Source organism: Pedococcus sp. P2_D9 (assembly GCF_056404275.1).
The window spans coordinates 17,033-29,862 of sequence record NZ_JBFUEI010000014.1; the positions used below are offsets into that span (position 1 = coordinate 17,033).

Here is a 12,830-nt window from a genome sequence, read left to right on the forward strand (position 1 = left end):
ATCGGCCACTCGCCCGGAAGCAGCCGGGGTATGCCGCGTGCTCACGACCGCGCGTAGGGTCGCGCCATGGACCCGCAGCGCTCGTTCCACATCTCGCAGGTCACCACCGACGACCTGGTCGACCTGCTGCCCCTGATGCGGGCGTACTGCACGTTCTACGAGAGCAACCCGGCCGACGAGGACCTGCGCGCGATGGCCGCCGCCTTCCTCGACGAGGGTGCGGGCGGCACCCAGCTGATCGCTCGCGAGGGCTCGGGTCAGGCGCTCGGCCACGCCACGATGCTCTGGACCTGGGACACCACCCTCGCCCAGCCGCTGGCGGTGATGGAGGACCTGTTCGTCACGGAGCAGGCCCGTGGTCGGGGAGTGGGTGCGGGGCTCATCGAGGCGTGTCGTCGGCTCGCAGCCGACCGCGGGGCGGGCTGGCTGGCGTGGGAGACCGCGCCGGACAACGAGACCGCCCAACGGCTCTACGACGGGCTGGGGGCCCAACGCGACACCTGGTACGCCTATCGCCTGTCGACGGACCGGCCCGCATCCTAGGCTGGGGCCATGCAGAGTCCGCTCTTTGACCAGGCCAACCTCGAAGTCCAGGCGCAGCAGCGGTTCGCGCTGCAGAACCCCCAGATGCTGCGGGTCCACCTCGGTGGCGACGTCCTCGCCGTCAAGGGAGCGATGGTGTCCTACCAGGGCCAGATCCGCTTCGACCACGAGAAGGCAGGCAGCGTCGGCAAGCTCTTCAAGAAGGTCGTGACCGGCGAGGACGTCTCGCTGATGCGGGTCTCGGGGGAGGGCGACGTCTTCTTCGCGTCCGAGGCGGGCTTCGTCTTCCTCATCGACCTCACCGGCGACGCGTTGTCGGTCAACGCCCGCAACCTGTTGGCCTTCGACTCCACCATCGAGTGGGACATCAAGCGGGTGCAGGGTGCCGGCATGCTCAGCGGCGGGCTGTTCAACACCACCCTCCACGGCACCGGGACGGTCGCGATCCACACGGTCGGGCAACCGGTGATCCTCGACTGCAGCCAGCAGCCCACCTACGTCGACGTGCAGGCCTGTGTGGGTTGGTCGGCCAACCTGGTGCCTCAGGTGGTGTCGAGCATGAACGTGCGTTCGATGCTGCGCGGTGGTTCGGGCGAGGCCTTCCAGTACGCCTTCTCCGGGCCGGGCTTCGTCGTGGTCCAACCAAGCGAGTGGACGCCGCCCGCGGCCCAGGGCGGTGGCGGCGGAGGCGGGTTCAACCTCGGCGGCCTGCTCGACGGATGACCACCCCCACACCGCGCGCCGACGCCGAGCTGGTCGCCCGCCTGCGGGCCGACCTGGTCGCCGCGGCATACACGGTCGAGGCGGTCGGTGAGCTGCTGGGACCACTCGCGGCAGCGGCCCTCGCCCGGGAGCAGGTGCTGCCCGCGCAGCGGGTCACCGTCGACGTCGGCACCCCGCTCGCGACCCTGGTGCGCCTCTTCGCGCTGGGAGACGCCGTCGACAGCGAGGAGGCGGCGGCCGCTCTCCCCACCCTGGGGTTGTCCGGTGCGACGTCGCTGCGCCTGGTGGCACCGCAGGGGCCGGGCGTCGTCTCGACGTGCGACCTGCGGCCCTACGGCGACGACGACCACGCGTGGTGGATCGCCTCCGACCTCACCGAGCTGCAGACCCGGGCGCCCCTGCGAGAGGACCACGTCCTCGGGATCGGCGGTGCGTCGACGACGTTGGCGTCCTGGACGCCGCGGCCGGCTGTCGAGCGAGCCCTCGACCTCGGCACGGGATGCGGGGTCCAGGCCCTGCACCTGGGCGCGCACGCGAGGCAGGTCACGGTCACCGACATCTCGACGCGGGCGCTGGACTACGCCCGGTTCAACGCACTGCTCAACGAGTGCGAGTGGGAAGTCGTCGAGGGTTCGATGCTGGATCCCGTTGCAGGACAACGCTTTGGGCTCATCGTCAGCAACCCGCCGTTCGTCATCACGCCGCGGACTCCAGACGTCCCGCTGTTCGAGTACCGCGACGGCGGGCAGGCCGGCGATGCGGTCGTCGCCGACCTCGTGCGCTCCATCGGGGCCCATCTCGAACCCGGTGGGGTGGCGCAGTTCCTCGGCAACTGGGAGGTCGTCGGTGAGGCCGACTGGCGTGACAGGGTGCGTGGCTGGGTCGCCGGCACCGGACTCGATGCCTGGATCGTCCAGCGCGACGTGCAGGACCCGGCGCAGTACGCCGAGACCTGGTCCCGCGACGGGGGTCACCACAGCGCCACGACCGAGTTCGCGACGATGTATGCCGCGTGGCTCGACGACTTCGCGTCGCGCGGCGTGAGTGCGATCGGCTTCGGGGTGATCACCCTGCAGCGGCCACTCGAGGAGCGGAGTCCCTTCGTCGAGCTGACCGAGGCGACCGGTCCGGTGGCCGCACCCATGGGTCCGCACGTCCTGTCCGGACTGCGGGCACGCACGTGGCTGGCCGAGCACACTGACGACGAGGTCCTGGCCGTCGCGTGGCGTTGCGCCGACGACGTGACCGAGGAGCGGCACGGCCGGCCCGGTGCCGAGGACCCGTCGGTGATCCTGCTGCGCCAGGGTGGCGGGCTGCGCCGGGCGGTCCGGCTCGACACGGTGGGGGCGGCGCTGGTCAGCGTGTGCGACGGGACGCTGCCTGCCGACGCAGCCGTGGCGGCGATCGCCGAGCTGCTCGGCTCCGACGTGGGCGAGGTGCGCGCCTCGGCGGTCCCGCTGCTGCGCGAGCTCGTCGCCGACGGCCTGCTCGTCTGACGACGGCCCGCTTCCGGGGCCGGCGGGGGGCTCGCGAGTGAGTGACCTCTGGGACATTCGTCATGGGCGGGGCCGTTTGTGCAGGTGGGAAACCCTGTTGTGAGTGAGTGCTCACTCACTCATACTGATCCTCATGTCACCACGCGCCCCCGCGATGGCCCCCGAGGACCGCCGGGCCTCGATCATCTCCGCCACGATCCCGCTGTTGCGGGACAAGGGCCGGGGGATCAGCACCCGGGAGATCGCCAAGGCCGCGGGGATCGCCGAGGGAACGATCTTCCGGGTGTTCGAGAGCAAGGACGAGATCATCCACGCGTGCGTCCACGAGGCGTTCGACACGGCCGCCGTGAAGTCCGAGCTGGCCGCCGTGGACCGCGACCTGCCCCTGCGCGAACGCCTTGCCGCCGCGGTCACCGTCATGCAGAAGCACCTGCAGGGCATCTTCGCCCTGATGAGCGTCCTGCAGTCGTCCGGCCAACCGCTGCACCGCCCGATGGACGCGAAGGCGCTGCGGCGCCGCCAGGAGGGGACCGCCGAGCTCGACGAGGCCTTCACCTCCCTCATCGGTGACGATGTCGCCCTGCTGCGCATCCCGGTCAAGAACTTCATCGGCTACCTGCGGATGCTGACGCTCTCCAGCGTCCACCCGATGCTCGACGGCCAGGACTCCACGGCGGCCGAGCTCGTCGACGTCGTCCTCGAGGGCGCCCTCGCCCGCCCGACCACCGCGACCACGTCGCCCACCTCCAGGGGGAAGAAGTAGTGCTGATCCGGATCATTCGTGACTACCTGAAGCCCTACCAGGGCCTGGTCGCCTTCCTCGTGGGGCTCCAGCTCGTCGGCACCATGGCCTCGCTCTACCTGCCCAGCCTCAACGGCCGGATCATCGACGAGGGCGTCGCCAAGGGCGACACCGGCTACATCGTCAGGACCGGCGGATGGATGCTCGCCGTCTCGTTGGTGCAGATCGTCGCCACCGTCGCCGCGACCTACCTGGGGGCGAGGTCCGCCGCGGGTCTCGGCCGCGACCTGCGCGCCGGGATCTTCGCGCGGGTGGGCGACTTCTCCGCCCAGGAGGTGTCGCGGTTCGGCGCCCCGACGCTCATCTCGCGCAACACCAACGATGTCACCCAGGTGCAGACGGTCGTCTTCATGGGTGCGGCGATGATGGTGTCGGCTCCCATCATGATGGTCGGCGGCATCATCATGGCGCTGCGCGAGGACGTCGGGCTGTCGTGGCTGGTCGCCGTCGCCGTGCCGGCCCTGGCGCTGTCCGTGGCGCTGGTGATCCGCAGGATGATCCCGAACTTCCGGCTCATGCAGGAGTCGGTCGACTGGGTGAACCGCGTCCTGCGCGAGCAGATCACCGGCATCCGGGTGGTCCGGGCGTTCGTCCGCGAGGACCACGAGCGGGCCCGGTTCGCCGAGGCCAACACCCAGTACACCGGCACCGCGCTCGCCGTGGGCCGGCTGATGGCGCTGGTCTTCCCGATCGTGATGCTGATCTTCAACGCCTCGACCGTAGCGGTCCTGTGGTTCGGGTCGCACCGCGTCGAGAACGGCCAGATGCAGATCGGCGAGCTGACCGCCTTCATGAGCTATCTGATGCAGATCCTCATGTCGGTCATGATGGCGACGTTCATGTCGATGATGATCCCCCGCGCTGCGGTCTCGGCGGGACGCATCACGGAGGTGCTCCACACCGACTCGACCGTCGTCCAGCCCTCCAGGCCGATCGCGATCCCCCGCACGGGGACGAGTGTCGAGCTCCGCGACGTCGAGTTCTGCTACCCCGGCGCGGATGTGCCTGTCCTGCAAGGCGTCTCGTTGACCGCCGAACCAGGGCGGACGACCGCCATCATCGGCAGCACCGGCTCCGGCAAGTCGACCCTGCTGTCCCTGATCCCCAGGCTCTACGACGTCACCGGCGGGTCCGTCCGCCTCGGCGGGGTCGACGTCCGGGACGCGACGCTCGAGGACGTCTGGTCACGGATCGGACTGGTGCCCCAGAAGCCCTATCTCTTCACCGGTACGGTCGCCTCCAACCTGCGCTACGGCGACTCCGCCGCCACGGACGACGAGCTGTGGGAGGCGTTGCGCATCGCCCAGGCGGACGACTTCGTGCGGGCCATGCCCGAGGGCCTGAACGCGCTGATCGCCCAGGGCGGCACGAACGTCTCGGGTGGGCAGCGCCAGCGGCTCGCGATCGCGCGGGCGCTGGTCTCCCGGCCCGAGGTGTTCCTGTTCGACGACAGCTTTTCGGCCCTCGACCTGTCCACCGACGCGAGGCTGCGGTCGGCACTCAAGCCGGTCACCCGGCACACGGCGGTGATCGTGGTGGCACAACGGGTCTCGACCATCATCGACGCCGACCACATCGTCGTCCTGGACGACGGCTTGGTGGTCGGCGCGGGCCGCCACGACGAACTGCTCGAGACGTGCCCGACGTACGTCGAGATCGTCGAGTCGCAGCGATCTGCAGAGGAGGTGGCGGCATGAGCTCGGAGGGTGTGAAGACCGAGGAGGAGAAGGCTGCGGAGGCGCGGCGCGGTCCGGTGGCGAACGCCGCCCAGCGGCGGGGGCCGATGTCGATCGGCCTGCCGTCGGAGAAGTCTCGCAACTTCGGCCCCTCGGCCAAGCGACTGCTGTCCCTGCTCCGCCCCGAGCGGGCAGCCCTGTATGCCGTGTTGGCGCTGGCCGTGTGCAGCGTCGCCCTGAACGCCGTGGGGCCCAAGATCCTCGGCAAGGCGACGGACCTCATCTTCGCAGGTGTGGTCGGGAAGTCGTTGCCCCCCACCGCTACTCGCAACCAGGTCGTCGAGGCGTTGCGCGCGCGCGGCGACGACACCTTTGCCGACATGGTCGCCAGGATGCCCCACCTCGTGCCCGGTTCGGGGATCGACTTCGGTGCTGTCGGTCGGGTCCTGCTGTTCGTGCTCGCGCTCTATGCCGTGGCCAGCGTGCTGTCGTGGGCGAGTGGCTGGATCCTCACCGGCGCCGTCAACCGCACGATCTTCATCCTGCGTCGCGACGTGGAGGACAAGCTCAACCGGTTGCCGTTGCAGTACTTCGACGCGCAGCCGCGCGGTGAGCTGCTCAGCCGCGTCACCAACGACATCGACAACGTGGCGCAGAGCCTGCAGCAGACGATGAGCCAGCTGCTGACGTCGCTTCTCACGGTGGTCGCGATGGTCGGGATGATGCTCTACATCTCGCCGCTGCTCGCCCTGATCGCGCTCGTCACCATCCCCGTCTCGATGTTCGTCACGGCCACGATCGGCAAGCGCTCACAGAAGCACTTCGTGCAGCAGTGGAAGAGCACCGGTGAGCTGAACGCGATCGTCGAGGAGACGTTCACGGGACACCAGCTGGTCAAGGTCTTCGGCCGGCAGGACGAGGTGCGCGCCGCCTTCCGGACCAAGAACGACGACCTGTTCGACGCCGGCTTCGGCGCGCAGTTCATCAGCGGCATCATCATGCCGACGATGATGTTCATCGGGAACCTCAACTACGTCGTGATCGCGGTGGTCGGCGGGCTCCGCGTGGCGAGCGGGTCGATGAGCCTCGGTGACGTGCAGGCGTTCATCCAGTACTCGAGGCAGTTCACCCAGCCGCTGACCCAGGTGGCGTCGATGGCGAACCTGCTCCAGTCCGGGGTGGCTTCTGCCGAAAGGGTTTTCGACGTCCTGGACGCTCCCGAGCAGCGCCCCGACGCAGCGGAGCCGACGACTCTGGAGGACCCGCACGGACGGGTGCAGTTCGAGGACGTGTCGTTCTCCTACGACCCGGCCAACCCCCTCATCGAGCACCTCGACCTCACCGTCGAGCCCGGTCAGACGGTGGCCATCGTCGGGCCGACCGGGGCCGGCAAGACCACCTTGGTCAACCTCATCATGCGGTTCTACGAGCTGGACTCCGGCCGGATCACACTCGACGGGGTGGACATCACCGACCTGACGCGGCACAACCTGCGCAACGAGATCGGCATGGTCCTGCAGGACACCTGGCTGTTCGGCGGCACCATCCGCGAGAACATCGCCTACGGCCGGCCCGGCGCCAGCGAGGAAGAGGTGCTGGCCGCCGCCACGGCGACCTACGTCGACCGGTTCGTGCACTCCTTCCCCGACGGCTACGACACGGTGCTGGACGCCGAGGGCGGCAACATCAGCGCGGGCGAGAAGCAGCTCATCACCATCGCGCGGGCGTTCCTGTCCGACCCGGCGCTGCTCATCCTCGACGAGGCGACCAGCTCGGTCGACACCCGCACCGAGCTGCTCGTGCAGAAGGCGATGTCGGCCCTGCGGCACGACCGCACCAGCTTCGTGATCGCGCACCGGCTCTCCACCATCCGCGACGCCGACGTGATCCTCGTGATGCGCGACGGCCAGATCGTCGAACAGGGTTCACACGACGAGCTGCTCGCCCGGGGTGGCGCCTACGCGGAGCTGTATGCCGCGCAGTTCAGCGGTGCGGCCGTGGACGTCGACACGGGCGAGGCCCCCGCGCCGGACCTGGCGGGCGCCAAGGTCTGAGCCAGCCCTGGCTGGTGGCGGCGTGCGCCCGGGTGCTGATTCGCGGCATACGCCCTAGGTTGGGCTGACGTCCGTCGACGCACCGCCCAGGAGCCGCTGATGTCCTTCCTCGCCCCTCTCGCCGTCCCGGCTGCCGACACCCTCATCGACGCCAACTGGCTGGACTACTCGCTGGTCGCGATCTACTTCGCCTTCGTCCTGGGGATCGGCGTCATCGCCCGGCGCTCGGTGTCGGACTCCATCGACTTCTTCCTGTCGGGTCGCTCCCTGCCTGCGTGGGTCACCGGTCTGGCGTTCATCTCCGCCAACCTCGGTGCCGTCGAGATCATGGGGATGTCGGCCAACGGCGCCAAGTACGGTCTGCCGACGGTGCACTACTTCTGGGTCGGCGCCATCCCGGCCATGCTGTTCCTCGGCGTCGTGATGATGCCCTTCTACTACGGCTCCAAGGTGCGGTCGGTCCCCGAGTTCATGTTCCGGCGGTTCGGCACCGGGGCCCACCTGGTCAACGCCATCAGCTTCGCCGTCGCCCAGCTGCTCATCGCCGGGGTGAACCTGTTCCTGCTCGGCTCGATCGTGCACGCGCTGCTCGGCTGGCCGCTGTGGGTCGCGTTGATCGTCGCGGCGCTGATCGTGCTCTCCTACATCACCCTCGGCGGTCTGTCGGCGGCGATCTACAACGAGGTCCTGCAGTTCTTCGTCATCGTGGCGTCGCTGCTGCCGCTGACCTTGATCGGGTTGCACCGCGTCGGCGGGTACGGCGGGCTCAAGGACAAGCTGACCGCCTTTGCGGAGGCTGCGCCCGCGTCGGCCAAGGTCCCGCCGGCCGCCCAGCAGCTCGAGTCCTGGCCGGGGCAGGCGTTGTCAGGCTTCGACTCGGGGTTCCTGTCCGTCATCGGGATCGTCTTCGGCCTCGGCTTCGTGCTGTCCTTCGGATACTGGACGACGAACTTCGTCGAGGTCCAGCGCGCGATGGCCTCGAAGTCCATCTCGGCCGCTCGCAAGACGCCCATCATCGGCGCCTTCCCCAAGATGTTCGTACCCTTCATCGTGATCCTCCCCGGCATGGTCGCGGCCGTGCTGGTGAAGGAGATCATGGACCTCAAGAACGGCGGCACCCCTGCCGGTGGGGCCAGTGGCGAGGGCGTGAAGTACAACGACGCGTTGCTGCTGCTGATGCGCGACGTGCTGCCGAACGGCCTGCTGGGACTGGCGATCGCGGGCCTGCTCGCGGCATTCATGGCCGGCATGGCAGCCAACATCTCGGCCTTCAACACGGTCTTCAGCTACGACCTGTGGCAGCGCTACATCCGCAAGGACCACAGCGACGACTACTACCTGCGGATCGGCCGGCTGGCCACCGTGGGTGCGACCGTCGTCGCGATCTTCACAGCGTCGATCGCCGGCAGCTTCTCCAACGTCATGGACTATCTGCAGACGCTCTTCGGCTTCTTCAACGCCCCGCTGTTCGCGACGTTCATCCTCGGCATGTTCTGGAAACGGATGACGGCCACCGCCGGTTGGGTCGGCCTCGTCAGCGGCACCCTGTCGGCCGTCGTGGTCGCCTTCCTCTCCGAGGACGCCTTCGGGTCGGCGAGCCTCGGCGTGATCCACCTGGCGGGTCAGGGAGCCAGCTTCGTCGCGGCCTCGGCTGCCTTCGTCGTCGACATCATCGTCAGCGTGCTCGTGACGATGGTGACGAAGTCGACCCCTGCGTCGGAGCTCAAGGGCCTGGTCTACTCGGAGACACCCCGGGAGGACCTCGTCGACCCCGAGGAGGCTTCGCTGCCCTGGTTCCAGCGGACCCTGCCCTTGGCCGGGATCGCCCTGGTCATGGTCCTCGTCCTCAACTTCGCCTTCTGAGAGGAGTAGTCATGACCGACAAGAAGTCCGACCCCACGGCCAAGGCATCGGGTGGCCACGCGGCTGGTGCCTTCGACATCCGCAACATCATCGGTGCACTGCTGGGCATCTACGGTGTGCTGCTCCTCCTGGCCGGGTTCTTCATGGACACGGCGGAGGCCAAGACCGGAGGGGTCAACGCCAACCTGTGGACCGGGCTCGCGCTCGCTGTCGCCTCAGCGGTGTTCCTCGTCTGGGCCCGCCTCAAGCCGATCATCGTGCCGGAGCACGTCGAACCGGTCGAGGACGACCCGACCCGTCCAGCTCCGCGACGCCGCCCCGGCGGCCACTGAGCCGCACCGCCCGACGGTGAGGGTATGCCGGGTGCTCACCACCCGGCATACCTGTGCCTCGGCCGGAGCGACCGACGACCCCACCCGCCGGCAAAACGGCCGTTGCGCAGCAATACGGGGGCTACAACCCCCGTTTCGCAGCGCAACGGCCGTTTTGCGGTGGCGCGGGGATCACCACATGGCCTCGAGGTCGGGGTGTCCGAGGGCGGGCGGGTCGTAGGTCGGCTGGTAGAGCGTCATCGTCCCGGCGCCGGGAACCTTGAGCTGGATGGTCGAGCCCCACTGCTGCTCGGTGACCTCGCCCTCGAACTCGGCGCCCCGCCCACGCAGCTCGGCCACGGTGGCGGCGAGGTCGTCGCAGATGAGCGAGAGGTCGAAGCGCTGGTCCGTGCCGCCGGACTGTCCGCCGTGCTCCCACGACGCCGGGTGAACCCCGAGCTCGCTCGGGCCGGAGGCGAAGATGAGCCAGCCGCCTCCCGTGTCGGTTGCGGGGAACTGCAGGACGTCACGGAAGAAGGCGCGAGCTGCGTCGGGGTCCTCGGCGTAGACGAGGGTGTGCAGTGCGGTGATCATGAGCCCACGGTAGAAGCCCGGCGGCGCTCCAGCCCGTCGAGGAGGACGTCGAGCCCGAACTCGAACTCGCTCTGGTCGTCGCACCAGCCCAGGGTCGAGCCAGGGTCGTCGTGCGCGACCTCGCCGAGCATCTCGACGAGGTGGGGGATCTGCACCGCCATGGCCGCGAGCAGCTCCTCCGACGCGCCGTCCGCGGCAGCGTCGCCGGGGTCGAACAGCTCCTGCGAGAACCCGATGACCCTGCTGCCGAGGGCGTGCAGGGAGTGGTGCGTCAGGTCGTTGCTGAACCCGCCGGCCCGCAGGATCGCCACGACGCCGTCGAAGTACCGGACGATGTCGAGGCTCATCGTCGTGCGCGTCTCCAGGACGCCGGGCGCCCAGCGGTGGCGCAGCATGACCTCGCGGGCGGCGAGGGCTCGCGCTCGCAGTGCGCCACGCCAGTCGGTCGCCGGGTCGGGGGAGTCGAGGGACGCCACGGCCGCCACGATCTCGGTGGCCACCTGCTCCACCATCGCGTCGAGCAGGGCCTCCTTGCCGGCGACGTGGTTGTAGAGCGACATGGCCTCGACGCCGAGCTCCTGCCCGATCCGGCGCATCGACACGGCCGCGATGCCCTCGGAGTCCGCCACGTCCACCGCGGCACGCATGACGCGCTCGCGGCTGAGCGGCGTGCGAGGGGCGTTCTTCGCAGCGTCGCGCGTGTCGCTCTCGACGGTGTCGGTCACGGGTCCTCCCGATCGGCGTGCTTCTCGTCACGAATGCTAGCCGTCAGCCATTGACAGACTTACGGCGTAGGGCTAACTTACACCGTATATTTACACCGTAAGTATCCATCACGAGCTGGGGAGCCACGATGAACGACCTCGACCACACCACCACCTCGGCGCGCGAGCAGGAGGCGACCGGGACGGCATACCGCGAGAGCTCCGGGCCGACGCCCACGACGATGCGAGCGGCTGTCCACGAGCGGTATGGACGGCCGGAGGACGTGGTCGCGGTGCGCACCGTGCCCGTTCCGTCGGTCGGTGCCGACGACGTGCTCGTGCGGGTCGGAGCGGCCTCGGTCAACGCGCTCGACTGGCACTACGTCACCGGGCTGCCGATGTTCGCCCGCCCCAGCCTCGGGCTGCGCCGGCCGAAGCGGCAGGTTCCCGGCGCCGACGTCGCCGGGGTGGTCGAGGCGGTGGGCGCGGCAGTCACGCGCTTCCAGCCGGGCGACCGGGTCTTCGGGGAGGTGTCCGGTGGCGGCTTTGCGGAGTTCGTGGTGGCGCCGGCGGACTGGCTGGTGCCGGTTCCCGACGGCGTCGGGATCGATCAGGCCGCCACCGTCGGCGTGGCCGCGGAGACCGCCCTGCAGGGCCTGCGCGACTGGGGCGGCCTCCGACCCGGCCAGCGGGTCCTGGTCAACGGTGCGTCCGGTGGGGTGGGCAGCTTCGCCGTCCAGCTGGCCAAGGCCCTGGGCGCCTCGCACGTGACGGCGGTGTGCAGCACCGGCAACGTCGAGGCGGCGCGTCGCGGCGGGGCCGACCGAGTCGTGGACTACACGAAGGAGGACGTGCGTTCGCTGGGGGAGACGTTCGACCTGTTCTTCGACAACGCGGGGAGCCTGACCCTGCGCGAGAGCCGGCGCCTGGTGTCACCGGGTGGCAGCTACGTGATGGTCACCTCGCCCAAGTCGAAGTGGCTGCGCCCCCTGCCTCGGATGCTCAGCGTGCCGGTCTACTTCGCCTTCGGCAGCCGGCGCGCCCCTGCCTTCAAGGTCGCCTCCCGCAACCGCGCCGACCTCGAGCTCCTCATCGACCTCGTGGCCCGCGGGCAGGTGAGTCCCGTGATGGACCGGCGGTGGGCGCTCGCGGACGCCGCCGAGGCGCTGCGCCTCCAGGGCGAGTTCCACTCACGCGGCAAGTCCCTCGTGATCCCCTGACCCGGGCCGAGCGGTCAGGCGAACTGCCAGGACCGCTTGCTCAGGCCGAACCAGAAGCCGTCGATGACGCTCTCGTTCTCCAGGCTGCCCGACTCGTATGCCGCGCCGAGACTGACGTACAAGGGCGCCCAGTGCTCGGTGCGCGGGTGGGCCTCACGGGCGGCAGGAGCCTTCTGCATGAAGTCGAGGATCGCGTCGACGTCCTGGCGCTCGAGCGCCTCCGCGGCCCAGTTGTCGAACTCCGCGGAGGCGGCCGGCGGGGTTCCGTCAGGGCCGGCAGCCGGGTTGAACCAGCGCAGGTTGTGGGTGGTGAACCCGGACCCGACGATCAGCGTGCCCTCGTCACGCAGTGGCGCGAGCTTGCGGCCCAGGTCGAACAACGCCCGGGGGTCCAGGGTCGGCATCGACATCTGCAGGACCGGGATGTCGGCCTCGGGATACATCTCCACGAGCGGGACGTAGGCGCCGTGGTCGAGGCCGCGGGTCTCGTCCCGGTGGACGGGGGTGTCGCCGGAGTGCATGAGCTTGGTGACGTCGGCCGCGAGCTGAGGTGCGCCGGGCGCGGCATACGTGACCTCGTAGTAGTGGCGCGGGAAGCCGTAGAAGTCGTACACGAGGGGGACGTCGCCGGAGGTGGCGGACAGCGACAGCGGCGCTTCCTCCCAGTGGGCCGACACCATGAGGATGTTGGTCGGCTTGCCGAACCTCGTCGACCAGGTCGCGAGCTGGTCGGTCCACACCGGGTCGTCGGCCAGCGGGGGTGCGCCGTGGCTGAGGTACAGCACGGGCTGGCGGCTGGCGGTCGCGGACTGGCTCATGGCTGCAGCATACAACGACTAAGGTT

12 protein-coding genes are annotated in these 12,830 nt (G+C 69.5%); 9 read left to right on the forward strand and 3 right to left on the reverse strand.

Annotated elements, in window-relative coordinates; translation table 11 throughout:
- Window positions 1–66: 66 nt before the first annotated feature.
- From AC1DXJ_RS18515 to AC1DXJ_RS18550, 8 genes are all read left to right on the forward strand, one after another.
- Entirely contained in the window at window positions 67–543 is a 477-nt protein-coding gene (locus tag AC1DXJ_RS18515) for a GNAT family N-acetyltransferase (RefSeq protein ID WP_477637620.1), read from the forward strand.
- Between the two features lie 9 nt (window positions 544–552).
- Entirely contained in the window at window positions 553–1,266 is a 714-nt protein-coding gene (locus tag AC1DXJ_RS18520; protein ID WP_477613883.1) for an AIM24 family protein, read from the forward strand.
- Window positions 1,263–2,762: a DUF7059 domain-containing protein gene (locus AC1DXJ_RS18525; protein WP_477637621.1), complete on the forward strand. Its 1,500-nt coding sequence runs from the start codon at window positions 1,263–1,265 to the stop codon at window positions 2,760–2,762. The genes AC1DXJ_RS18520 and AC1DXJ_RS18525 overlap by 4 nt, the downstream gene beginning before the upstream one ends.
- A gap of 133 nt (window positions 2,763–2,895) precedes the next feature.
- Window positions 2,896–3,525: a TetR/AcrR family transcriptional regulator gene (locus AC1DXJ_RS18530; protein WP_477637622.1), complete on the forward strand. Its 630-nt coding sequence runs from the start codon at window positions 2,896–2,898 to the stop codon at window positions 3,523–3,525.
- Window positions 3,525–5,261 (forward strand): ABC transporter ATP-binding protein, encoded by a 1,737-nt coding sequence (locus AC1DXJ_RS18535; protein WP_477637623.1) that lies wholly within the window; start codon window positions 3,525–3,527, stop codon window positions 5,259–5,261. The genes AC1DXJ_RS18530 and AC1DXJ_RS18535 overlap by 1 nt, the downstream gene beginning before the upstream one ends.
- Entirely contained in the window at window positions 5,258–7,294 is a 2,037-nt protein-coding gene (locus tag AC1DXJ_RS18540; RefSeq protein WP_477613879.1) for an ABC transporter ATP-binding protein, read from the forward strand. Before AC1DXJ_RS18535 ends, AC1DXJ_RS18540 begins: the two co-directional genes overlap by 4 nt.
- A 99-nt stretch (window positions 7,295–7,393) precedes the next feature.
- Window positions 7,394–9,157, forward strand: coding sequence for a sodium:solute symporter family protein (locus AC1DXJ_RS18545; protein ID WP_477613878.1), 1,764 nt, complete (start codon window positions 7,394–7,396; stop codon window positions 9,155–9,157).
- An 11-nt stretch (window positions 9,158–9,168) separates the two neighbouring features.
- Window positions 9,169–9,489: a hypothetical protein gene (locus tag AC1DXJ_RS18550; RefSeq protein WP_477613877.1), complete on the forward strand. Its 321-nt coding sequence runs from the start codon at window positions 9,169–9,171 to the stop codon at window positions 9,487–9,489.
- Window positions 9,490–9,660: 171 nt separating this feature from the next.
- Here AC1DXJ_RS18550 and AC1DXJ_RS18555 read toward each other — a convergent pair whose 3' ends face one another.
- Window positions 9,661–10,062: a VOC family protein gene (locus AC1DXJ_RS18555; protein WP_477613875.1), complete on the reverse strand. Its 402-nt coding sequence runs from the start codon at window positions 10,060–10,062 to the stop codon at window positions 9,661–9,663.
- Window positions 10,059–10,787: a TetR/AcrR family transcriptional regulator gene (locus tag AC1DXJ_RS18560; RefSeq protein ID WP_477637624.1), complete on the reverse strand. Its 729-nt coding sequence runs from the start codon at window positions 10,785–10,787 to the stop codon at window positions 10,059–10,061. The genes AC1DXJ_RS18555 and AC1DXJ_RS18560 overlap by 4 nt, the downstream gene beginning before the upstream one ends.
- A gap of 128 nt (window positions 10,788–10,915) precedes the next feature.
- Here AC1DXJ_RS18560 and AC1DXJ_RS18565 point away from each other — a divergent pair, with 128 nt between their 5' ends.
- A complete protein-coding gene (locus tag AC1DXJ_RS18565; protein ID WP_477637625.1) occupies window positions 10,916–11,986 on the forward strand; it encodes an NAD(P)-dependent alcohol dehydrogenase in 1,071 nt (356 codons plus the stop codon).
- A gap of 14 nt (window positions 11,987–12,000) precedes the next feature.
- Here AC1DXJ_RS18565 and AC1DXJ_RS18570 read toward each other — a convergent pair whose 3' ends face one another.
- Window positions 12,001–12,804 carry a dioxygenase family protein gene (locus AC1DXJ_RS18570; protein ID WP_477633174.1) on the reverse strand — a complete coding sequence of 268 codons (804 nt, stop codon included), beginning with the start codon at window positions 12,802–12,804 and terminating at the stop codon, window positions 12,001–12,003.
- Window positions 12,805–12,830 lie beyond the last annotated feature (26 nt).